This is a genomic window from Niveispirillum sp. GW835-FHT14G11 (assembly GCF_058793615.1).
Genome location: NZ_JBXAFZ010000011.1, coordinates 184,188 through 206,460, shown reverse-complemented (window position 1 = coordinate 206,460; position 22,273 = coordinate 184,188). Strand labels below are relative to the sequence as shown.

Here is a 22,273-nt window from a genome sequence, read left to right as displayed (position 1 = left end):
CATCGCCCGATGATGCGCGGCATCGAAGGATCGAACAGGACCCCGCCCCCATGGATGCCATCGCCCCCGCCCCCTTTCGGCCCAAGAAGTCCGTCGCGCTGTCGGGCGTTACCGCCGGCAACACGGCGCTGTGCACCGTCGGCAAGTCGGGCAACGACCTGCATTACCGGGGCTACGACATCCTGGAAATCGCTGAACGTTGCGAATTCGAGGAAGTGGCCCATCTGCTGGTCCATGGCAAATTGCCCACCGGTGCCGAACTGCGTGCCTACAAGGCCAGGCTGAAGGCCATGCGCGGCCTGCCGACCCATGTGAAACAGGCGCTGGAATGCTTGCCAGCCTCCGCCCATCCGATGGATGTGATGCGCACCGGCGTATCGGCCCTGGGCTGTGCCCTGCCAGAGAAGGACGACCACAATATCCCCGGTGCCCGTGACATCGCCGACCGGCTGATGGCCTCGCTGGGGTCGATGCTGCTCTACTGGTATCACTGGTCCACGAATGGCAAGCGCATCGAGGTGGATACCGACGATGACAGCATCGGCGCGCACTTCCTGCATCTGCTGCATGGAAAGAAGCCCTCGGCGCAGTGGGAACGGGCGATGCACACCTCGCTGATCCTCTATGCCGAGCATGAGTTCAACGCCTCGACCTTCACGGGCCGGGTCATCGCCGGAACGGGATCGGATATGTATTCCGCCATCACCGGTGCCATCGGTGCCCTGCGCGGGCCCAAGCATGGCGGTGCCAACGAGGTCGCGTTCGAGATCCAGAAGCGCTACGACAACCCGGACGAAGCCGAGGCCGATATCCGCGCCCGCGTGGAGCGCAAGGAGGTGGTGATCGGCTTCGGCCATCCCGTCTATACCGTGTCCGATCCCCGTAACGAGGTGATCAAGCGCGTCGCCCACCAGCTTTCCCTGGAAGCCGGATCGACCAAGATGTTCGACATCGCGGCCCGGCTGGAGGCGGTGATGTGGGAGGTGAAACGCATGTTCCCGAACCTGGACTGGTTCAGCGCCGTCTCCTACCACATGATGGGCGTACCCACGGCCATGTTCACGCCGCTGTTCGTCATCGCCCGCACCTCGGGCTGGGCCGCGCACGTCATCGAACAGCGCATCGACAACAAGATCATCCGGCCCAGTGCCCATTATGTCGGCCCCGAGGATCGCCCCTTCGTCGCCATCGACCAGCGGCAGTGAGGGCAGGATCATGAACAGCACCTATCGCAAGATGCTGCCCGGCACGCCGCACGACTATTTCGATGCGCCCGCCGCCGTGGACGCCATCCGCCCCGGTGCCTGGGCGGGGCTGCCCTATGTCAGCCGCGTGCTGGCCGAACAACTGGTGCGGCGCTGCGATCCGGCGCTGCTGACCGATGCGCTGCGCCAGTTGGTGGAACGCCGCCGCGACCTGGATTTCCCCTGGTATCCCGCCCGCGTCGTCTGTCACGACATTCTGGGACAGACGGCGTTGGTCGATCTGGCCGGCCTGCGCGACGCCATATCCCTCCAGGGTGGCGATCCGTCCAAGGTCAACCCGGTGGTGCCGACGCAGTTGATCGTCGATCATTCCCTGGCCGTGGAATATGGCGGCTTCGACCCGCAGGCGTTCGAGAAGAACCGCGCCATTGAGGATCGCCGCAACGCGGACCGGTTCCATTTCATCGAATGGAGCAAGCGGGCCTTCGAGAATGTCGACGTGATCCCCGCTGGCAACGGCATCATGCACCAGATCAATCTGGAGAAGATGTCGCCCGTCATCCAGGTCCGTGATGGCGTGGCCTTCCCCGACACTTGTGTGGGTACGGACAGCCACACGCCGCATGTCGATGCGCTGGGTGTCATCGCCATCGGCGTCGGCGGGCTGGAGGCGGAAACGGTGATGCTGGGCCGCGCCTCCATGATGCGCCTGCCCGACATTGTCGGCGTCCGCCTGACCGGCCGACGCCCGCCCGGCATCACCGCCACCGATATCGTGCTGGCCCTGACCGAGTTCCTGCGCAAGGAACGGGTCGTGGGTGCCTGGCTGGAATTCTTCGGCGAAGGGGCAGACAGCCTGTCCATCGGCGACCGCGCCACCATTTCCAACATGTGCCCCGAATATGGCGCCACCGCCGCCATGTTCCATATCGACAGCCAGACCATCGACTACCTGCGCCTGACGGGCCGGGAGCCGGAGCAGGTGGCGCTGGTCGAGCATTACGCCAAGGTGCTGGGCCTGTGGGCCGATGCCCTGAAGACCGCCACGTATGAGCGGGTGCTGGAATTCGACCTGTCCGGCGTCGTGCGCAACATGGCCGGGCCGTCCAACCCGCACAGGCGCCTGCCGACCTCGGCATTGGTCGAGCGGGGCATTGCCGGCAATCTCGACAAGGCACAGGCGGAGGAACGTGACGGGAAGCTGCCCGATGGCGCGGTGATCATCGCCGCCATCACTAGCTGCACCAACACCTCCAACCCGCGCAACGTGGTGGCCGCCGGGCTTGTCGCTCGCAAGGCCAACCAACTGGGGTTGGTGCGCAAGCCCTGGGTAAAAAGCTCCTTCGCGCCGGGGTCGAAGGTGGCGCGGCTGTATCTGGAAGAAGCAGGCCTGTTGTCGGAGCTGGAAAAGCTGGGCTTCGGCATCGTCGCCTATGCCTGCACCACCTGCAACGGCATGTCGGGTGCCCTTGACCCGGCCATCCAGCAGGAGATCATCGACCGCGACCTCTATGCGACGGCCGTCCTGTCGGGCAACCGCAATTTCGATGGCCGCATCCATCCCTATGCCAAACAGGCTTTCCTGGCCTCCCCACCGCTGGTCGTGGCCTATGCCATCGCCGGGACCGTGCGCTTTGATATCGAGCGTGATGTGCTGGGGATGGATGCCGACGGCAACCCCATCACCCTGAAGGATCTGTGGCCGTCGGACGAGGAGATCGACGCCATTGTCGCCGCGTCGGTGAAGCCGGAACAGTTCCGCCAGGTCTATGAGCCGATGTTTGGCACCGGCCGGACCAAGGCCGAGAAGGTCAGCCCGCTTTATGACTGGCGCCCGACCTCCACCTATATCCGCCGCCCCCCTTATTGGGATACCGAGGGCGTGGAGGCGCTCGCCGCTTTCCCGCGCACACTGAAGGACATGCGGCCGCTGGCCATTCTGCCCGACAATATCACCACCGACCATCTGTCGCCCTCCAACGCCATCCTGGCCCATTCGGCGGCGGGGGAATATCTGACGCGCATGGGCGTGCCGGAGGAGGACTTCAATTCCTACGCCACCCATCGCGGCGACCATCTGACCGCCATGCGCGCCACCTTCGCCAACCCGCAGCTGGTCAATGAAATGGCCGTGGTCGACGGGGCGGTGAAAAAGGGATCGCTGACCCGCCTGGAACCCGACGGCAAGGTGATGCGCATGTGGGAGGCGATCGAGACCTATCTGGACCGCCGTCGCCCCCTGATCATCATCGCCGGGGCCGATTACGGCCAGGGCTCCAGCCGCGACTGGGCCGCCAAAGGCGTGCGGCTGGCCGGGGTGGAAGCCATCGTCGCGGAGGGGTTCGAGCGTATCCACCGCACCAACCTGATCGGGATGGGCGTGCTGCCGCTGGAATTCAAGCCGGGCACGACGCGCCTGACCCTGGGCCTCGATGGCACGGAAACCTATGACGTGACGGGTGAGCGCAAACCGCGCGCCGACCTCACCCTCGTCATCCGCCGCCGCAACGGCGAACGGGTGGAGGTGCCCGTCACCTGCCGCCTGGACACGGGCGAGGAAGTGTCGATCTATGAGGCGGGCGGCGTGCTGCAGCGCTTTGCCGAGGATTTCCTGGCCAGTGAAGGCCCGAAGCGGGAGGCTGTCTGATGGCGTCCGCTCCCCAAATCCGCATTCCCGCCACCTATATGCGTGGCGGCACCAGCAAGGGCGTGTTCTTCCGGCTGGACGACTTGCCCGAACGCTGCCGTGTGCCGGGCGAGGCACGCGACCTTCTGTTCCTGCGCACCATTGGCAGCCCCGATCCCTATGCCAAGCACACCGATGGCATGGGGGGCGCCACCTCCAGCACATCCAAATGCGTGATCCTGTCAAAGAGTACGCGGCCTGACCATGATGTGGATTATCTCTACGGCCAGGTCTCCATCGACAGCGCTTTTGTCGACTGGTCGGGCAATTGCGGCAACCTGTCCACGGCGGCGGGTGCCTTTGCCATCCATGGCGGGTTGATCGACCGGGCCCGCGTGCCAGCGGATGGCATCTGCACGGTGCGCATCTGGCAGGCCAACATCAACAAGACCATCATTGCCCATGTCCCTGTCACGGGTGGTCAAGTGCAGGAGATGGGGGATTTCGAGCTGGATGGCGTGACCTTCCCAGCCGCCGAAATCGTGCTGGAGTTCCTCGACCCGGCCGAAGAGGGGGAGGATGGCGGCACCCTGTTCCCGACCGGCAACCTGGTCGATGAACTGGACGTGCCGGACAGCATCGTCCCCGGCGGCAAGCTGCGGGCAACGATGATCAATGCCGGCATCCCGACCATCTTCGTGAATGCCGCCGATATCGGCTATCGCGGCACGGAGCTTCAGGGCGATATCAACGAGGACAAGGCGGCACTCGCCCGGTTCGAGACCTTGCGGGCCATCGGTGCCGTTCGCATGGGGCTGATCAAGGACATTGCCGACGCGCCTAAGCGTCAGCACACACCAAAGATCGCCTTCGTGGCCCCGCCTGCGGACCATATTGTTTCCAGCGGCAAGCGCATTGCCGCCGGGGATATCGATCTTCTGGTCCGTGCCCTGTCCATGGGCAAGCTGCACCACGCCATGATGGGCACGGCGTCGGTCGCCATCGCCACGGCGGCGGCCATTCCCGGCACCTTGGTCAATCTGGCGGCGGGCGGCGGTGAACGCAACGCGGTGCGTTTCGGACACCCGTCCGGCACGCTGCGCGTGGGCGCAGAGGCCAAGCTGGCCGATGGAAAATGGCAGGTGACCAAGGCCGTGATGAGCCGCAGCGCCCGCATCCTGATGGAAGGCTGGGTCCGCGTACCCGCCGGTAGTTTCTGACATTCTTCAAGGAACCGACATGTCTACCCGCAAGCAACTGAAGGCCCTGGTCGAAGCCCGCCGTGGCGTCATCGTTCCTGGCGCGTTCAACGCCTTGTCCGCCAAGGTGGTGGAGGATCTGGGCTTCGAGGCCATCTATGTCACCGGTGCCGGTGTCACCAACATGTGGTTCGGCATGCCGGACCAGGGCTTCATGGGCTTGGCCGAAATCGCCGACCACACGGCCCGCATCCGCGATACGGTCAATGTGCCGCTGCTGGTCGATGCCGATACCGGCTTCGGCAATGCGCTGAACGTCTATCACACCGTCCGCACGCTGGAGCGGGCCGGGGCTGACTGCATCCAGTTGGAAGACCAAGTGGCCCCCAAGCGCTGTGGCCATTTCAACGGCAAGGACGTCATCTCCACCGAGGAGGCGGTGTCCAAGATCAAGGCCGCCGTGGATGCGCGGCGCGATCCCGACCTGCTGATCATGGCCCGCACCGATGCCGCCGCCGTACACGGGTTCGAAGCCGCCGTGGAACGGGCGCAAAAGTTCGCCGAGGCCGGGGCCGACATCCTGTTTGTGGAGGCGGTGACCAAGGCCGATGAAGTCCGCACCCTGCCGCAGCGTCTGGACCAGCCGCAATTGATGAACATGGTCATCGGCGGCAAGACGCCGATCTTCAATGCCACCGATCTGGCGGGCCTGGGCTATGGCATCGTGCTCTATGCCAATGCCGCGCTGCAGGGGGCGGTGATGGGGATGCAGAAGGCGCTGACAGTCCTGCGCGACGCCCAGGAGTTGAAGGAGGATAGCGGCCTCGTCACCCCCTTCGCCGAACGCCAGCGCCTGGTCGGCAAGCCGGAATGGGATGCGTTGGACAAGCGCTATAGCTGAGTTTCAGCCACCCAACGCCTCCACCACCTCCCGCGGTGCCGTCCGGACCGATCCGGCATTGAACGGGGGGTGGGGGTCGTATTCGATGGCCAGTTGCGCCATCATCGCCTGCTTGGACCCGTAAAGGTCGGCGATCAGGGCAAGGGTGAGGTCGATGCCGGCCGACACCCCGGCCGAGGTCCAGTATTTGCCGTCGCGAACCCAGCGTTCCGGCACGAAGGTCGACCCGGCCTGATCCAGCATGCCGGTGAATTTCCAATAGGTGGTGGCGCGCCTGCCCTTCAGCAGGCCGGCATGCGACAGCATCAGCGATCCGGTGCAGATGCCCACCGTACAGATCGATGTGCTGTCCATGCGCCGCAGCCAGTCCATGGTGACGGGATCGTTGGACGTCTCCATCAGCCCCTTGGCACCGCCGGGCACCAGCAGAATGTCGGTGCGGTCGATCTGGTCGAAGGTGACATTGGCTTTGTAATCCATGATGCCACTGTCGCTTTTCATCAGGTCGAGGCTCTTGGCGGCCAGCACGACCTCCACCCCCTCCACCCGGTGCAGCGCCTCGTACGGGCCAACCCAGTCCAGCACCGTGGTACCGGGATAGAGCAGCATGGTGACCTGGGTCTTCTTGCCGGCGCGCGAAGCTGGCGTTTCCGACGCTTGCGCACCGCTGCCGGCGATCAGCGCGGCGCTGCCGGCCAACCCCATGGCGGCGAAGGACCGGCGGTCGATCATGTGGTTCATGGTATTTCCCTTTTCTGTGTGCATCTGCTTCACGCCTTGGGTCCATCGCTGTTGAAGATGTCGCGATGGCGCTGCCATCGTCCCTCCTCCCATTTCCAGACCAGGATATATTTGCCGTGGTCGATGATCTGTTCCCGCCCGGCCTCCACGGCCGAGACGGTGGCCAAACCAGCTTCGATCACCAGCGGCCCCTCGATGATCTGATCGACCAGCTCGAACTGGCTGCGCAGGCGTCGGGCGGGGTTATTGGTCGCAGCCGTCCAAAACGCGATGGCGGCATCGCGGCCCCGCACCAGCGGTCGGCCGGCCGGCAGCACCAGCGTATCGGCGGTGAACAGGGCCGGCAGGGCCGCATGGTCGCCGGTAAACAGGATCTCCGCGAACCGGCGCCGGACCTCTCCGGTCTGCGCCAGGATGGTGTCACGGCCGGGTACCGGTGGTGCGGCCTGGACCGCCGTAGCCAGCAGGGCGCCGCCCATCCGGGCCAGGGATCGGCGATCGATCATGGTCTGTCTCCGGAAAGGTCGGCACCGGTCGCCCGCTCGATATCCCGGGCCACGAACCGCGCCCCATAGGCGAACATCAAGGCACCGAGCGTCGCGAAGCCGGCCATGATGGCCAGGGCGTAGCGCAGTGCGTCGACACCCGCGCTGTCACGCAACCCATCGCTGATCATGCCGGTCAGCACCGGGCCGATGCCCTGGCCGGTCAACACGGTGGCCACCATGACCAGGGCGGTGGCGAGCCCGCGCATGGACGGCCGGGCCAGATTCTGGGTCAGACCGAAGGCCGGCCCGAAATGCATCGCCGAAATGACCGTACCGGCGGCATAGATGCCCAGGCCGGTATAGAGGTCGTCGGCTAGACAGAACATCGCAAAGAATGGGGTGGTCAGCAGGGTGACGAGTGCCGGGAAATACAGCCGGACCCGTGGGTTACGTTCCGACAGCCAGTCCGACAGCCCGCCACCCACGAAGGTGCCGATGCCCCCGGCGATGCCCAGCACCAGCCCCAGATGCAGCCCGACCTCCGTGAGGCCGAGCCCATGCACCTTGATCAGGAAGGCCGGCGCCCAGGCGGCATAGGCGCCCTGTGTCACCGCCGTGATGGTGAGGCCACCAGCCGCAGCCAGATAGGCACGCTGTTGCCAGAGAAAGCGCAGCGACGCACCCGTTGCCTCATCCCCGCGCAGGGCCGCCGGCTCGAACCGGCCGCGCAGCGGCTCTTTCACCGTCAGGCGCAGGACCAGGGCCAGCAGCAGGCCCGGCGGCCCCAGCAGCAGGAAGGTCATCCGCCAGCCGAACCGTTCCGCCACGAAGGAACCCAGCAGGAAGCTCAGCATGATGCCGATATAGATACCGCTGGAATAGATGCCCATGGCCAGCGCCCGCCGCCGGGGCGCGAAATAATCGGCGATCAGGGAATAGGTGGGCGCCCCACCCCCGGCCTCCGCCACGCCCACCACGGCGCGGGCTGCCAGCATCTGGCCGAAGCCGGTGACGGCCCCGCAGATCGACGTCGCCACACTCCACACCGTGACGGCCACGGACACCAGGTTGCGCCGGTTGTGCCGGTCGGAAAAGCGCGCGATCCACAGGGTGGCGATGGCATACAGCACCGCGAAGCCGGACCCGCTCAGCAGCCCCATGGCCGTGTCCGACAGGGCGAATTCCTGCTGGATCGGCACCAGCAGGATGGAGATCACCAGCCGGTCGATCCAGTTCAGGATGAAGATCAGCACCAGGATGAACAGGACGTAGTAGGCATAGAGCGGATTGGGCGGCGCGTCTGTCGCGGTGGGATCAGTCATGGGCAATCGGCACTCCCTAGGGGCATCATCGGATGATTGTGTCAGCCGCCCTTGCGCGCGCAAAGGCCGCTGGACGGGCAATTTCGGCCAGGGTCCTCAGCGGCTGATCCGCACCGTCTGCAACTGCATATATTCGTCCAGCCCGTGCAGCCCGAATTCCGTGCCGATGCCGGATTGCTTGGCACCGCCGAACGGCGCATCGGGGGAGATGGTGCCATGGTCATTGACCCAGGCCGTACCCACCTGCATCCGTTCGGCCAGCGCACGCGCCTGGACCAGATCGGACGACCAGACGGACCCGCCCAGCCCGTTTTCATTGGCATTGGCGCGGGCCAGGGCGTCTTCCGCGTCGGTGAAGCGGATGAGGGGCAGAATGGGGCCGAACTGTTCCTCATCCACGATGCGCATCCCGTCCGACACATCGACCAGGATCGACAGCGGGAAGAAATAGCCTTCACGCTCCAGCGGTGCGCCACCGGACAGGAACCTTCCACCCTTGGCGCGGGCATCTTCGGCCAGGGCGCAGACATAATCGAACTGCGCCCGGTTCTGCACCGGACCGAACTGCGTCGAGGGATCACTACCGGGGCCGGTGCGCGCCTGCCGGGCCAGTACCGCCAGCCTGTCGGCCAGCGCGTCATGGACCGCGTCATGGACATAGAGCCGTTTCAGCGCGGCGCAGGTCTGGCCGTTATTGCTGAAGGCCTTGGCGAAGATCTTCGGCGCGATGGCGTCGATATCGGCATCCGCCAGGACGATGGCCGCGTCATTGCCGCCCAGTTCAAGCGTCAGGCGCTTCAGGTTGCCGGCACCGCTGGCCATGATGCGCCGGCCGGTCGGGGTCGATCCGGTGAAGACGATCTTGTCGATCCCCTGGTGCTCCGCCATCGCTTGGCCCAGCACCGCGTCGCCGGAGACCGAATTCACCACGCCCGGCGGCAGATGCGCATTGGCGATCTCGATCATCCGCAGGACGGCAAGCGGGGTATAGGGCGAGGGTTTCAGCACGACCGTATTGCCGGCAACCAGGGCCGGCATGACATGCCAGACGGAAATCAGCACCGGGTAATTCCAGGGGGTGATGGAGGCGACGACGCCCAGCGGCCGGCGATGCACCTCGACCCGTTCATCCGCGCCATCCTTGACCAGTTCCACCAGGGGGCGCAGGGCGGCAGTGGCGCGGGCCCAGGCGGCGGCACCGGAAATCTCCCCCACCGCACTGCTGTGCCGCGGCTTGCCCTGTTCACGCGACAGCAGCGCACCCAGGCTGTCGCGCGCCGCTTCCATGGCGTCGGCGATACGTTCGACAGCGGCGGCGCGTTCTTCGATCGGGGTCGCGGCCCAGGCCGGAAAGGCCCGTCTGGCCGCCGCCACCGCCTGGTCCAGATCGGCCAGGCTGGCCAGCGGGGAACGGGCAAAGGCCCGGCCGGTGGCCGGATCGATCACATCATGCGTCTCGCCGCCCGCCAGCGGGCGCCCATCGACGATGAGGGCCGGAATATTCTCCATCGGGTCCTCTCCTTCGCACCCCATCGCCGGCCCATGGTCCGGGCATAGGGCTTCCTTCCGACCCCGATGGGGTCGGTCGGTATTCTGGAATTGTCATTCGAACGACGGTTCTATTCGGACGCGTGCTTGGCCCAGTCATTGCCGGGCAACAAGGCCTCGGTGAAACCGAACTTCGTCATGTCCCGGATACGCTGGGGATAGAGGATGCCGTCCAGATGGTCATATTCATGCTGGAACAGCCGGGCGTGGAAGCCCTTGGCCTCCCGCGCCATCGGGCCGCCATCCTCTGCCGTGCCGCCATAGCGGATATGGGTGTGGCGCGGCACGAGACCGCGCATGCCCGGCACCGACAGGCAGGATTCCGGCGCCTGCACCGTTTCTTCCGTCAGGATTTCCAGCCAGGGATTGATCAGGGCGGTCAGCGGCACCGGCTGTTCATCGGGATGGTATTTGTTGGGCGCGATGCCGAAGATCAGAACGCGCAGATCGACCCCGATCTGCGGCGCCGCCAGCCCGAAGGAATTGGCGGCGTGCAGCGTGTCATACATGTCGGCGATCACCGCCTTCACGGCCGGATCATAGATATCCGCCACCGGCTGGGCGACGCGCAGCAGGCGGATGTCGCCCAGCTTCAAAATCTCACGGATCATGGCCGCCCTCCCGTTGCATTCTTCAGATATTCGGCCGCCAGCCGGCAGCACCCATCGATCAGCATCGCCGCCTTTTCCCGTGCTGTCCGGGTTTCCGACCGGGTCTGCAGCCAGCCCAGATAAGTGGTGGCGCGCAGGAAGCGGAACAAAGGCAGGCGGTCGAGATCGGGCAGCGGCCGTACGGAACGATATCCGGCGAATAACGGGTCGCGCAGCGCCGGATCATTCCCGTCAGGCATGGCGTTGATCACCGTTGTCAGCTCGAACAGGTACCAGCCGAAGCCGCAATCATCGAAATCGATGGCCTGCAAGCGGTCGCCATCCGCGATCAGATTATCGCGGATCAGGTCGGCGTGGATCATGCCGTAGCGGTCGCCCGCCTTGCCATAATCGGCCAGATCGGCCAAGGCCAGACCCCGGGCCCGCAGCAGCAGGTCGCGCTGGTCCGCCGACAGGGCGGGCAGTTCCCAGAACCGTCCCCAGACCGGGCTGTCCCCCAGCAAACCGTCGGCGTCCCAGCTATGCCGGTCGAAGTCGGCCGGAAGTGGAATTTGCGATCCCCGGCTGTGCAACCGGGCCGCCAGTTGGCCGACCTGGAAGTAATGGTTGGCCGGGTCGTCCTTGGGTGCGTCGCCGCCGGATAGCCAGCCCAGCATGTCCACCTGCCGGACCTCCGGCACGCCATCGGCAGCGGCATGCACGAACAGGCTGCCATCGGCGGCGGGCAGGACCGGCGGCACTGGAATGCCCGCCTGACCCAGCGCCCGCATCCAGTAGAGTTCTGAGCGCAGCGAACCATCCGTGTGGTACCCGGCGCGATGGACGCGCAGCGCGAACCGTGTCCCGTCCTCCCGGTGGGTGGTGAATACGGCATTCTCCCGGTATTTGAACAGCACCGGATCGCTGAACCGCCCGTCCCAGCGGTCAAGGGCCGCCCGGGCAAGCCCGGTCAGGCATTCCGCCTGGTCCGCGTCGGAGAGTTGATAGAAATTGGCCAAGGATCGATCCCCTATAAGGCGGCCAGCGCATCGTCCATGACGGACAGAAGATGATCGGCGTTGTCAGTGGAGAAGACCAGGGGCGGGCGCATCTTCAGGATATTGCTGTGGCGGCCGGCCCGGCTGATCAGCACGCCATTGTCGCGCATCCGGTTGATCAGCCGCTTGGTCTCCACATCCGCTGGGCTGCCATCGGGACGGATCAGTTCCACCCCGAAGAACAGGCCCCGCCCGCGCACCCCGGCCAGGATCGGGTGCTTGGCCGCCAATCCATCCAGACCAGCCCTGACATGGGCGCCAACGCGGCGGCTGTTGCCCTGGATATCCTCCCGTTCGATCACCTCTAGCACCGCCATGCCGGCGGCGGCGGCCACCGGATTGCCGGCAAACGTGTTGAAATAGCGGGATGCCGCGCCGAACCGGTCCACCCAATCACGCCGGGTGACCATGCCGGCCACGGGATAGCCGTTGCCCATCGGCTTGCCCAGGGTGACGATGTCGGGCACAACACCGGTCAACTGGTGCCCCCATAGGACATCGCCGGTGCGGGCGAAGCCTGACTGCACCTCGTCGCAGATGAACAGGCCGCCGGCCTGGCGCACGATCGCCACCGCCTGTTCCACATAACCCGGCACCCGGTCCGGCAGCCCTTCATTGGCGAAGAAACTGTCCATCAGCAAGGCGGCCACCTGGATGCCATCGGCTTTCAGACTGCCCACCGCTTCATGGACATGGGCCGCGAAGACGGAGGCCAGTTCCGCATCCGTGCGGCCTTGCCGGTCATGGGCCGGGTCCGGCACCCGCACCGCGCGGGCGAAGGGTGGAAACGGCTCCCCACCCGGAAAGGCGCTGGCCATGCCGGCCAGGATGGTGGAATTGCCGTGATAGGAAAGATCACTGACGATGATCCCCTGCCCACCCGTGACGAACCGCGCCAGCCGCAGCGCCAGTTCATTGGCCTCCGTCCCGGAACAGGTCAGCATCACCGCATTCAGCGGATCGGCGAACAGTGACGTCAGCCGCTCCGCATAGGCCACCAGGGTCTCATCCAGATAGCGGATGTGCAGGTTCAGCGTCGCCGTCTGCCGGGCAATGGTGTCCACGACATGGGGATGGCAATGGCCGACGCAGGGGACATTGTTATAAACGTCCAGATAGGTGCGGCCATCCGCGTCATAGACCCAAGCCCCCTCGCCCCGAACCAGGTGCAGCGGCCGGTCGTAAAAAAGCGGACTGTTGCGGCCCAAAACCTGTTGCCGGCGCCGGATCAGGTCGTCGATATCAGACATTCATCTCTTCCCATCCGCCAACGAACTCTCCACACGAAAGTGTGCGTGTCCCGGCTTTCCGTAGCCAGGGACAGCGATGTTCCTTGACGAGAACGATCACGGATAAGGGCGCACAATACAACGCCACTTACTGACAAAATTCGGCCACGGGTCCAGCCATGGCCTCTGCCGGCCGGATATGGAAAGGGTCGTCACAACGCCCAAATAATCTCATTTATATCAATGGCTTGTGATTATATTTCCCCTCACCGCCGGGGCCATTTCATTGATGAGGGATGCCCGAGGGCACGCATCATCCGGCCAAATCTGGCCGAAATTGCCCGTGGTTTGGCCCACCGGCCAATCCGGCTTCAAGTAACCTTCCCCTCACAAAAGCAGCAGTTTCGCCGTGACAGAAGACAGGGTTTCAGCATGCTGACCCGGCCGGCGACGCTCCAATCCAAATCCAAATGAACGAACGGGGGTTAGTGATGAACGGGGAGTCAGTAAAGCGTATGACCTGGCTGTCGCTCGGCGTCTGCACGGCGGCCCTGATGGCGGTGCCGGCCCAGGCACAGACGGCGACGGAGCCGGCCGGTACCTCCATCCTGGAAGAGATCATCGTCACCGCCAACCGGCGCGTGGAAAGCGTCAACCGTGTGGCGGCCAGCGTCGCAGCATTGGACCAGGCGGCCCTGGACAAGCAGGGTATGCGCAATTTCACCGATATCGTGGCCCAGACGCCGAGCCTGTCCTTCGCCCCGCCCAGCACCTTCCAGCCGGCCAATATCGCCATCCGCGGCGTGCGGTCCACGGTGGGCGGGGCGACCACCGGCATCTATATCGACGACACGCCGATCCAGGCCCGCAATACCGGCCCGCAGAATGCCGGCGACGCCCTGCCCACCATCTTCGACCTGGATCGGGTGGAGGTGCTGCGCGGGCCGCAGGGCACGCTGTTCGGCTCCGGCTCCCAGGGTGGTTCAGTGCGCTTCATCTCGCCCACCCCCGACCTGAACGATGTGAAGGCCTATGCACGGGCGGAGGTGACCTCCACCGACAGCGGCGGCATCGGCTATGAGGGCGGCGTGGCCACCGGTACCCCGATCATCGAGGACAAGCTGGCCGTGCGGCTCAGCGCCTCCTACCGCCGTGATGCCGGCTATGTCGACCGCATCAATGAGCGCACGGGCGCCATGGTCGACAAGGATGCCAACAGCGCCAGCGCCCACACGATGAAGGCAGCAGCCCTGTTCGCGCCCGATGATGTCTGGCACATCACGCCGTCGGTGAATTTTCAGGAAACCCGTGCCAAGGACTCATCTCAGTTCTACGCCCGCCTGTCCGACCGGTCGGAGCAGAAGCTGATCAGCGGCCGCACCCTGGCACAGCCGTCGAAGGACCGGTTCTATCTGCCGGCCTTGAAGGTGGAGGCCTATCTGGACGGGATGACGGCCACCTCCGTCACCTCCAACTTCACAAGGCGGCAGTCAGTGATCCTGGATTACAGCAATCTGGATGAAGGCGTGGCCCGGCTGTACAACACCAACCGCGTCGGCGGCCCGCTGCCCGGCATCGGTGTGCTGCCCCTGCCCATCCTGCTGCCCGAGGCGTTCGTGGCCGCCGGCGGGGCCGAGAATGTGGTGAATAACCGCCAGGATAATTTCACCCAGGAAATCCGCCTGCAATCTGATGGCGACGGCCCGTTCAGCTGGCTGGTCGGCGGCTTCTTCCAGCGGGCCAAGCAGGTCAATGCCATTGCCGTCAACGACGCTTATTACGCCGATGAATTTGAAACCCTGCTGGGCTTCCGGAATGTCAACGGCATCACCCGCTATTTCCGCGATTACCATGGCGAGGATGAACAACTGGCAGCCTTCGCCAATGCCGATTACCAGTTGGGCGATCTGAAGCTGTCGGGCGGTATCCGAGCAGCGTCGATGAAATTCTCCTATGAGGAGGAATTGAACGGGTCGTTTACCCGCGGCCGGCAATTCACCACCGGCAAGCAGAAGGAAAGCCCGATCACGCCGAAGGTCAGCCTGACCTGGGAAGCGACCGACGACGCCATGGTCTATGCCTCGGCCGCCAAGGGCTTTCGCACCGGCGGCGCCAATATCCCGATCACCCCGACCCCGCCCTGCCTGGCTGCCCTGTCGCAACTGGGCATGTCCAGCGCGCCGCAGACCTATGACAGCGATACGGTGTGGAATTACGAGGTCGGCAGCAAGATCAGCCTGTTCGACCGCGCCATGCAGGTCAATGCCAGCGCCTATCACATCGACTGGAGCAACATCCAGAGCGGCGTGACCTTGAGCGGCTGTCCCGGTGCCTTCACCACCAACCTGGGCTCGGCCAACAGCGACGGTTTCGACCTGGCGGTCAGCGCCAAGCCCACCGATGCGCTGTTCCTGTCGCTGTCGGCCGGTTACAACCGCTCGCGCTTTGCCGAAACCGTGACGTCGAACAACATCATCCTGGCGCAGAAGGGCGCGATGGTCAGTGACAGCCCGCCCTGGCAGATCGCCGGAACGGTGGAATATTCCCTGCCGCTGGACAATGACGCCGATGGCTATGTCCGCGCCATCCACCAATACGCCTCACGCGCCAGCGGATTGTTCGCCAAGTACGACACGCCGACCTCGTCGGGCTATGACGTCAATGGCCGGCGCAACCAGGGCTATCATCTGACGAACCTGCGCGTGGGCTGGCGGAACGAGGATTTCGACCTGTCGATGTTCGTCGACAATCTGTTCAACTCGGCCCCACAGCTGAACTATATCTCCAACGCGTTTCCCACCGACACGACCTATTACGCCAACACGCTCCGCCCGCGCACGATCGGCGTGACGCTGACGGCAAGGCACTGACATCACGGCTGTCCTGGGATGGACATGACTGGCCCCGCTTCTTCGGAAGCGGGGCTTTTTATTCATCGTCGGGCCCGCGCTGCAGCGCCCGGCGCAGGTTGCGCTCATCCCCGTAACCGTAATCGCGGGCGATGCGTTTCAGGGTGGAGGTGCCGCGTTCGATGGCGCTCTGGGCCGCTTCCAGCCGCAGGGCGGCGATGGCGCGGGCCGGGGTGCGGCCGGTCTGGTCGCGATAGCGGCGGGAGAAGGTGCGCACGCTCATCCCCGCCACCTCCGCCATCCGTTCCACGGTCAGCGGCTGGGCCAGATTCTCGCGAATCCAGGCATGCAGGGCGGCGAAACTGTCATCGGCCACCTGCAGGGACAGCGGCTTGCTGAATTGCGACTGCGACCCCGGACGGCGCAGATAGACGACCAGATAGCGGGCGACATCCATCGCCGCCTCGAACCCGTAATCATCCTCGATCAATGCCAGGGCCAGATCGATGCCGGCGGTGACGCCAGCACAGGTCCAAACATTGCCGTCGCGCAGATAGATGCGGTCATCCTCCACCTGCGTGGTCGGCGCCCGCTTGCGCAGCAGGCGGGCCGCGGCCCAATGGGTGGTGGCCTTGCGCCCGTCCAGCTGCCCGGCTGCTGCCAGCAGGAAGGCACCGGTACAGACGGAGCAAAGGCGTCGGACGTTGGGCGCGATCTGGGCGATCCACCGCACCATGTCGTCCGGCACCCTGGGCGATTGCGGGCTGCCACCGCCGGGGATGACGACCGTATCCACCGCGCCTAAGGCGCTGCAGGGCACGGTTTCGATCAGCATGCCGCTGGAGGTGCGGACCTGCCCGCCCTTCAGCGACACGATGGTCAGGCGGTAGCGCGGGTCATTCTCCTCCCCGCTGTCATTGGTGGCCAGCCAGAAGGCCTCCAGCGGGCCGCCAACATCCAGGAAGTTGACATCGTCATACATCGCGAAGGCGATATGCAGCGGCTTTTTCTGTGCCATGACCGGACGTTACCAGCGGCGTCGCCAGGGTGCAACTCGATGTCGTCGATGCTTCTGGTTCCGGCGACCATGGTGATACACCACCCATCCACGGCCACCTGACAAGACAGGCAGCTGCCGGCCGGGGTGAAGAAAGCGCTTTGCAAAGCCATCGCGGGTGGGCCATGTGAAATTTCTTTGAAACTTCTTTTGCGGATGGGGGCGGGACATGATCCCTTCTCCAGCCGCAAATGTTGTCCTCCCGTTCAGTCCCCACGGAGCCACCTCAGATGGATTTCTTCCGCCGCTTCAATTTCCTGGTCTGCGCGCCTGCCTTCGAGGCCGACGAGTTGGAAGGTTCCCGCCTGCAGGACATTATCGGCGAGGTCGAAAGGCTGGGCTTCGAGGTCACCAAGGCACGGCGGATCGAGGATGCGGAACTGGCCATCCGCACGGATGCCGCCATCGGCTGCATGGTCCTGGACTGGGGCAAGCGCTGGTCGGAAGGCAAGGCCGCAGCATTGATCTCCCTTGTCCGCGCCCGCGGGCTGGAAATGCCCATCGTGTTGGTGGTCCGGCGCAAGCGGCTGGAGGATATCCCGGTCGATGTGATGCGGGAAGTGGACGGCTATGTCTTCCTGGCGGAGGAAACGCCGCAATTCATCGCCAAGAACCTGATCAGCCGCCTGCGCCAATATGCCGAGACGCTGAAGACGCCGTTCTTCGGCGCCCTGGTCGATTATGCCGAGGAGGGCAACCAGCTTTGGACCTGCCCCGGTCATAATGGCGGCATCTTCTATAGCCGCAGCCCTATCGGCCGCATCTTCGTGGAGCATCTGGGCGAGGCGATCTTCCGCGACGACCTGGACAATTCCGTCGTCGATCTGGGCGACCTGCTGGTGCATGAGGGCCCGGCGCTGCGCGCCCAGAAGGAAGCCGCCAAGATCTTCGGGGCGGAGCGCACCTATTTCGTGCTGAACGGCACCTCGGCGTCGAACAAGGTGGTGCTGGGCGCGCTGGTGGCGGAGGACGATCTGGTCCTGTTCGACCGCAACAACCACAAGGCCGCCCATCACGGCGCCCTGCTGCTGGGCCAGGGCACGCCGATCTTCCTGGAAACCGACCGCAACGCCCACGGTCTGATCGGCCCCATCGATTACGAGGCGCTGGACGAGGCGGCGATCCGCGAGAAGATTCGCACCCACCCGTTCGTGAAGGACCCCGACGCCTGGAAGAAGCCCCGCCCCTTCCGCGTGGCGGTGATCCAGCAATGTTCCTATGACGGCACCATCAACAATGCCGACCTGCTGGTGCAAAAGCTGGGCCCGCTCTGCGACTATATCCTGTTCGACGAGGCCTGGGCCGGCTTCATGAAGTTCCATCCGCTGTTCCAGGGCCGCTATGGCATGGGCGTCAAGGACCTGGGACCCGACAGCCCCGGCATCATCACCACCCAATCCACCCATAAGCAGCTGGCCAGTTTCAGCCAGGCCTCCCAGATCCATGTGAAGGACAAGCATATCGGCGATATCGAGCGACGGGTGGAACATCGCCGCTTCAATGAAAGCTTCCTCCAGCACGCCTCCACCAGCCCCTTCTATCCGATCTTCGCGTCGCTGGACGTGGGCGCGCAGATGATGAAGGGCAAGTCGGGCGAGGTCCTGTGGGACGACACCATCCGCCTGGGCATCGAGATCCGCAAGAAGCTGCGGACCATCGGACGGGAATTCATGGAGAAGGAGAGCGATGCCGCCCGGCAATGGTTCTTCGACCCGTTCGTACCGGATGTGACCAGCCTGAACGGACTGGATGTGCGGTGGGAGGATGTGCCCACCGACGACCTGGCCCGCGATCCCAGCCATTGGGCGCTTGAGCCCGGTCGGGGTTGGCACGGGTTCAAGCATCTGGGGCCGGATTATGCCATGACCGACCCCAACAAGCTGACCATCCTGACGCCGGGCTTCGACCGCACGACTGGTGCCTATCTGGACCAGGGCGTGCCGGCACCGGTGGTGGCGGAATATCTGCGCGAGAACCAGATCGTGCCGGAGAAGAACGATCTGAATTCCCTGCTGTTCCTGCTGACGCCCGGTGTGGAAAGCAGCAAGGCCGGCGGCCTGATGAGCGCGCTCATCTTCTTCAAGCGCCTGCATGACGACAACGCGCTGCTGGACGAGATCATGCCCGATTTCGTCCGCCGCCGGGCGCCGCGCTATAATGGCGTGCGCCTGGGCGACCTGTGCCGCGACATCCACAGCTTCTACCGCGACCATAATATCAGTGCCCTGCAGCGCCGGCAGTTCCGGCCCGAACATCTGCCGGAAATGGCCATGCTGCCGCACAAGGCCGCCAAGCAGCTGGTCCGCAACAAGGTGGATTTCGTCACCCTGGATCAGTTGGAGGGTCGCATCGCCACGACCCTGATGCTGGTCTATCCGCCCGGCATCGCCACCATCCTGCCGGGTGAGCGGTTGACGGAGCGCGCCCGGCCGATGATCGATTACCTGAAAGTGTTCGAGAAGGGGGCCAACCTGTTCCCCGGCTTCGACAACGAGATCCAGGGTGTCTATCGCAAGCTGGACCCGGACGGCCGCATCCGCTTCTATACCTACGTCGTTCGCGAATAGGACCCTCGGCACCGATGACTGTCATGCCTGATCCCGGCCACGCCGCCGCCTCCACCCTGGTCGTCCGTCCTTCGACGGAGGCGGATGTGGAGGCGATGCTGGCCATCTATGTCCATTACATCAACCGCGGGCTGGGCGATTACGAGCCCGAGGACCCGGACGAGGATGACATCAAGCGCCGGCGCAAAAACATGCTGAGCAAGCGGCTGCCACATGTGGCGGCCGAACTGGACGGCGTGGTGGTGGGCTATGCCTATGCCGTGCCGTTCCGCAAGCGCCCGGCCTATCGCTATGCGGTGAAGCACTCCATCTATGTCCATCACGACCATCTGTCCGCCGGCGTGGGAAGGCGGCTGATGCAGTTCCTGATCGATGCCTGTGCGGCGGCCGGATACCGGCAGATGATCGGCTATATCGATGCGGCCAACGACCGGTCGCTGCGCCTGCATGACAGTTTCGGCTTCACCCGCTGCGGCTTTCTGCCCTCGGTCGGCTACAAATACGGCCGCTGGACGGACAGTGTCATGGTGATCCGGCCCCTGGGCGAGGGCAGCAGCACGCCACCCCTGCCGATGCCCAGGAAGACCAAGGCGAAACCGGTGGCGACTGTCGATGACGGTGCCGGTCGCCAAGAGGTCGGCCCTACGGTTCCACCCTGATATCCACCCGCCGCCGCGAGGTTTCCGTCAGCCCGTCAAAGGCGGGATCGGCCAGCGGTGCCGGGTTCAGGCGCCATTCCAGCACGAGCCGATCCGCCGGCACGCCCAGGCTGACCAGCCATAACCGGGCCATCTCTGCCCGGCGCTTTGCCAGATCGGCCGGCTCCGAAAGCTCTTGTCCGGACAGGTTAAGCGGCTCGGTTTCGGCATAGCCAGTGACGGTCACCCGGCCCCCCGCCGCCTTGGCATAGGTGGCGGCATTGACCAGCATCCAGTCGCTTTGCTGATAGACGACAAAGTCGCGGCCGAAATCGAACGGGATGGGGAACAGCCGGTTCGTGTAGGGGGGCGGCGGGGCCGGATCGGGAGCATAAAGCGGGCGGATATTGCGGGCGGGCAGCATGAAACGCCGGCCGGGGAACCCTTCGTCCGGGATAATGGTGCGGGTGCAGTCCTGGGCCGGCAGAACGGAGATGCGGACCGGCTCCAGCACCGTGGCACCACAAGCATTGTCCTGCTTCTGTGCGATCCGCCCTTCAACCAGGACGGCCATGGACCAGTCGGGCTTGGTGGCCGACTGGGTGACGTCGAAACGCCGGCCCGTCTCCCGCTCATCCGCCAGCCAGCAGCCGGATTTGCGGCCGGCATCGGTGTCGCGGTAGATCGGACAGCTGATGAAGCGCACCGTATCCGCTGCCTGGGCCAGGCTGTTGAAGGACAATAGCGCCAGCAGCGCCGTCATCATCCGCCGCATCAGAGCGCCCCCATCAGATTGACCAGGTCTCGCTTCTCCTGCTCGGTATAATGGATGTTATAGCGCCGGTCGTAATAGTCGATCACGGCCCGCAGGCTCGCGGCCGAACCATTGGCGAAATAAGGGGCGCGCCCGGTCAGGCCGCGCAGGGTCTGCAAGGTGATCTTGCCGACATCGGCACAGCGCCCCGTGGTCAGGGCGTAACCCGGATCATGGGTATGGATCACCCGGCCGTAATGCGGATGCGGCTCGCCCGTGCAGGTCAGGCGGAACAGCGGCAGATGCGGCTGCGGATCGGCAAAGGGCATGGTGGTGGTGCCCAGGTCCACCTGCCCCGGCGCCACATCCATGCCCATCTGGCTCATATTGTGACAGAAGACGCAGGAATTGCGCACGGGATTGCCGAAACCGACGGGGGAATTGATCCCGGCGCTGTCGGTGATCAGGAACATCTTCTCCCGGAAAACACGCGCACCGCGCGCCACCGATTCCCGCCAGGCGCGTTGTTCGGGCGTGATCGCAGCATCGGCCGGGATATTCTCCCACGCCGCGAACTCGCTGAATACCGCCGTGCCCTGGCTGCCCAGGCGGCCGGGCTGCGACATCGCCAGCATCTCGGCCCCCCCCTTGGCTCCATCCTGATCCAGGTCGCCGCCCACCCGGTCGCGCTGGCGGGCCACGAAGATGCGATCCTCGAAATTACGGATGCGTCTGATATCGTCCGGCGTCAGCCCGTCGAAGCCCATATGGGAATAGGCCGCGTCGCGCATCTGCGCCTCCAGCGACAGGACGCGGCGGTCGGCCATCAGGTTGCCGCTGACCATCTGCCCCGTCTCCGGATCGATGGGCAGGGGTTTGCCCACCTTGGGATCGATGGCGAAGCCCATGGCCAGGATATATTTGAAGTTCGCCACCGGGCGCGGGCGGCGGAAGACCGACACTTGCGGATTGGCCGACGACAGGCCCCAGCGTTTGGACGCGTTGCACCCGGTCGGGTCGCGCACAACCTCCAGCGTGAAGTCGGGTTCGATTTTCGCGCCGTCATGATCAACGGGCGGCCAGGGGCGGGCGATGCGGAACAGGCCGTGATCCAGCAGCAGGGAATGCGACGCCCGCTCCCCCTGTACCAGATCGGGACAGTTCGCGCCGTCGATGGCAGCGAACAGCGGGTCCTTGCCCCCCGTCTCCTCCCACCTTGTCCGGGCGGTTTCGGCCGACAGGCTCATCCCGTCCGACGGCTGGTGGCAGGTGACGCAGGCGCGGCCATATTTGCCCTGCGCCTCGAAGAAGGGATGGCCCTTCGTTTCCATCGGCCCGCCATCCAGCAGCAGGCGCGTGAGGCCGTCCGTGTCGGCATCATCATACCGGGCCGGAAACGGCGTGCCGTCGCCCGGCGACCACCAGGTGGCGCCGGCCGGCAGTGTGATTGCCGCCGCCAAGGCCAACGCTGAAACGAAGGACCGCATCCCCTTGCCCCCGC

The 22,273-nt window shown here is 64.9% G+C and carries 17 protein-coding genes; 7 read left to right on the top strand and 10 right to left on the bottom strand.

Annotated elements, in window-relative coordinates; genetic code table 11:
* The first annotated feature begins 50 nt into the window (after window positions 1-50).
* Genes prpC through AC1Q7F_RS20710 form a run of 4 tightly spaced genes read left to right on the top strand, consistent with a single transcriptional unit; the run spans window position 51 to window position 5,931 of the window.
* Entirely contained in the window at window positions 51-1,205 is a 1,155-nt protein-coding gene (gene prpC, locus AC1Q7F_RS20725; protein ID WP_492510402.1) for a bifunctional 2-methylcitrate synthase/citrate synthase, read from the top strand.
* 10 nt (window positions 1,206-1,215) lie between these two features.
* Complete coding sequence (gene acnD / locus AC1Q7F_RS20720) at window positions 1,216-3,852, top strand: Fe/S-dependent 2-methylisocitrate dehydratase AcnD (protein ID WP_492510400.1); 2,637 nt, start codon at window positions 1,216-1,218, stop codon at window positions 3,850-3,852.
* Complete coding sequence (gene prpF / locus AC1Q7F_RS20715; RefSeq protein ID WP_492510399.1) at window positions 3,852-5,051, top strand: 2-methylaconitate cis-trans isomerase PrpF; 1,200 nt, start codon at window positions 3,852-3,854, stop codon at window positions 5,049-5,051. The genes acnD and prpF overlap by 1 nt, the downstream gene beginning before the upstream one ends.
* A gap of 19 nt (window positions 5,052-5,070) precedes the next feature.
* Window positions 5,071-5,931 (top strand): isocitrate lyase/PEP mutase family protein, encoded by an 861-nt coding sequence (locus tag AC1Q7F_RS20710; RefSeq protein ID WP_492510397.1) that lies wholly within the window; start codon window positions 5,071-5,073, stop codon window positions 5,929-5,931.
* Window positions 5,932-5,934: 3 nt separating this feature from the next.
* Here the strand turns inward: AC1Q7F_RS20710 and AC1Q7F_RS20705 are convergent, their stop codons facing one another.
* The 7 genes from AC1Q7F_RS20705 to AC1Q7F_RS20675 form a co-directional block, all read right to left on the bottom strand.
* Complete coding sequence (locus tag AC1Q7F_RS20705; RefSeq protein ID WP_492510395.1) at window positions 5,935-6,672, bottom strand: DJ-1/PfpI family protein; 738 nt, start codon at window positions 6,670-6,672, stop codon at window positions 5,935-5,937.
* Window positions 6,673-6,701: 29 nt separating this feature from the next.
* Window positions 6,702-7,178 (bottom strand): YybH family protein, encoded by a 477-nt coding sequence (locus AC1Q7F_RS20700; protein ID WP_492510393.1) that lies wholly within the window; start codon window positions 7,176-7,178, stop codon window positions 6,702-6,704.
* Complete coding sequence (locus tag AC1Q7F_RS20695; protein WP_492510391.1) at window positions 7,175-8,482, bottom strand: spinster family MFS transporter; 1,308 nt, start codon at window positions 8,480-8,482, stop codon at window positions 7,175-7,177. Before AC1Q7F_RS20695 ends, AC1Q7F_RS20700 begins: the two co-directional genes overlap by 4 nt.
* Before the next feature lie 96 nt (window positions 8,483-8,578).
* Complete coding sequence (locus tag AC1Q7F_RS20690) at window positions 8,579-9,991, bottom strand: aldehyde dehydrogenase family protein (RefSeq protein WP_492510389.1); 1,413 nt, start codon at window positions 9,989-9,991, stop codon at window positions 8,579-8,581.
* 110 nt (window positions 9,992-10,101) lie between these two features.
* Entirely contained in the window at window positions 10,102-10,641 is a 540-nt protein-coding gene (def, locus tag AC1Q7F_RS20685; RefSeq protein ID WP_492510387.1) for a peptide deformylase, read from the bottom strand.
* Window positions 10,638-11,639 (bottom strand): phosphotransferase enzyme family protein, encoded by a 1,002-nt coding sequence (locus AC1Q7F_RS20680; RefSeq protein ID WP_492510385.1) that lies wholly within the window; start codon window positions 11,637-11,639, stop codon window positions 10,638-10,640. Before AC1Q7F_RS20680 ends, def begins: the two co-directional genes overlap by 4 nt.
* 11 nt (window positions 11,640-11,650) lie before the next feature.
* Complete coding sequence (locus tag AC1Q7F_RS20675; RefSeq protein ID WP_492510383.1) at window positions 11,651-12,928, bottom strand: aspartate aminotransferase family protein; 1,278 nt, start codon at window positions 12,926-12,928, stop codon at window positions 11,651-11,653.
* Between the two features lie 494 nt (window positions 12,929-13,422).
* Between AC1Q7F_RS20675 and AC1Q7F_RS20670 the strand changes: the two genes are divergently transcribed.
* Window positions 13,423-15,777, top strand: coding sequence for a TonB-dependent receptor (locus AC1Q7F_RS20670; protein WP_492510381.1), 2,355 nt, complete (start codon window positions 13,423-13,425; stop codon window positions 15,775-15,777).
* Between the two features lie 58 nt (window positions 15,778-15,835).
* Here AC1Q7F_RS20670 and AC1Q7F_RS20665 read toward each other — a convergent pair whose 3' ends face one another.
* Window positions 15,836-16,774, bottom strand: a complete 939-nt coding sequence (locus tag AC1Q7F_RS20665; protein ID WP_492510379.1) for a GlxA family transcriptional regulator — start codon at window positions 16,772-16,774, stop codon at window positions 15,836-15,838.
* A 269-nt stretch (window positions 16,775-17,043) separates the two neighbouring features.
* Here AC1Q7F_RS20665 and AC1Q7F_RS20660 point away from each other — a divergent pair, with 269 nt between their 5' ends.
* Both AC1Q7F_RS20660 and AC1Q7F_RS20655 read left to right on the top strand, forming a co-directional pair.
* Window positions 17,044-19,380 carry an Orn/Lys/Arg family decarboxylase gene (locus AC1Q7F_RS20660; protein WP_492510377.1) on the top strand — a complete coding sequence of 779 codons (2,337 nt, stop codon included), beginning with the start codon at window positions 17,044-17,046 and terminating at the stop codon, window positions 19,378-19,380.
* A gap of 14 nt (window positions 19,381-19,394) precedes the next feature.
* A complete protein-coding gene (locus AC1Q7F_RS20655) occupies window positions 19,395-20,039 on the top strand; it encodes a GNAT family N-acetyltransferase (RefSeq protein WP_492510375.1) in 645 nt (214 codons plus the stop codon).
* Here the strand turns inward: AC1Q7F_RS20655 and AC1Q7F_RS20650 are convergent.
* Together AC1Q7F_RS20650 and AC1Q7F_RS20645 are read right to left on the bottom strand one after the other, a co-directional pair.
* Entirely contained in the window at window positions 20,023-20,793 is a 771-nt protein-coding gene (locus AC1Q7F_RS20650) for an OmpA family protein (protein WP_492510373.1), read from the bottom strand. The genes AC1Q7F_RS20655 and AC1Q7F_RS20650 overlap by 17 nt on opposite strands.
* Window positions 20,793-22,259, bottom strand: coding sequence for a hypothetical protein (locus AC1Q7F_RS20645; protein WP_492510371.1), 1,467 nt, complete (start codon window positions 22,257-22,259; stop codon window positions 20,793-20,795). The genes AC1Q7F_RS20650 and AC1Q7F_RS20645 overlap by 1 nt, the downstream gene beginning before the upstream one ends.
* Window positions 22,260-22,273: the final 14 nt, after the last annotated feature.

Bases quoted from the DNA above. Each gene is read 5' to 3' on its own strand.
- prpC (WP_492510402.1), top strand. From the start codon at position 51: ATGGATGCCATCGCCCCCGCCCCCTTTCGGCCCAAGAAGTCCGTCGCG.
- acnD (WP_492510400.1), top strand. From the start codon at position 1,216: ATGAACAGCACCTATCGCAAGATGCTGCCCGGCACGCCGCACGACTAT.
- prpF (WP_492510399.1), top strand. From the start codon at position 3,852: ATGGCGTCCGCTCCCCAAATCCGCATTCCCGCCACCTATATGCGTGGC.
- AC1Q7F_RS20710 (WP_492510397.1), top strand. From the start codon at position 5,071: ATGTCTACCCGCAAGCAACTGAAGGCCCTGGTCGAAGCCCGCCGTGGC.
- AC1Q7F_RS20705 (WP_492510395.1), bottom strand. From the start codon at position 6,672: ATGAACCACATGATCGACCGCCGGTCCTTCGCCGCCATGGGGTTGGCC.
- AC1Q7F_RS20700 (WP_492510393.1), bottom strand. From the start codon at position 7,178: ATGATCGATCGCCGATCCCTGGCCCGGATGGGCGGCGCCCTGCTGGCT.
- AC1Q7F_RS20695 (WP_492510391.1), bottom strand. From the start codon at position 8,482: ATGACTGATCCCACCGCGACAGACGCGCCGCCCAATCCGCTCTATGCC.
- AC1Q7F_RS20690 (WP_492510389.1), bottom strand. From the start codon at position 9,991: ATGGAGAATATTCCGGCCCTCATCGTCGATGGGCGCCCGCTGGCGGGC.
- def (WP_492510387.1), bottom strand. From the start codon at position 10,641: ATGATCCGTGAGATTTTGAAGCTGGGCGACATCCGCCTGCTGCGCGTC.
- AC1Q7F_RS20675 (WP_492510383.1), bottom strand. From the start codon at position 12,928: ATGTCTGATATCGACGACCTGATCCGGCGCCGGCAACAGGTTTTGGGC.
- AC1Q7F_RS20670 (WP_492510381.1), top strand. From the start codon at position 13,423: ATGACCTGGCTGTCGCTCGGCGTCTGCACGGCGGCCCTGATGGCGGTG.
- AC1Q7F_RS20665 (WP_492510379.1), bottom strand. From the start codon at position 16,774: ATGGCACAGAAAAAGCCGCTGCATATCGCCTTCGCGATGTATGACGAT.
- AC1Q7F_RS20660 (WP_492510377.1), top strand. From the start codon at position 17,044: ATGGATTTCTTCCGCCGCTTCAATTTCCTGGTCTGCGCGCCTGCCTTC.
- AC1Q7F_RS20655 (WP_492510375.1), top strand. From the start codon at position 19,395: ATGACTGTCATGCCTGATCCCGGCCACGCCGCCGCCTCCACCCTGGTC.
- AC1Q7F_RS20650 (WP_492510373.1), bottom strand. From the start codon at position 20,793: ATGCGGCGGATGATGACGGCGCTGCTGGCGCTATTGTCCTTCAACAGC.
- AC1Q7F_RS20645 (WP_492510371.1), bottom strand. From the start codon at position 22,259: ATGCGGTCCTTCGTTTCAGCGTTGGCCTTGGCGGCGGCAATCACACTG.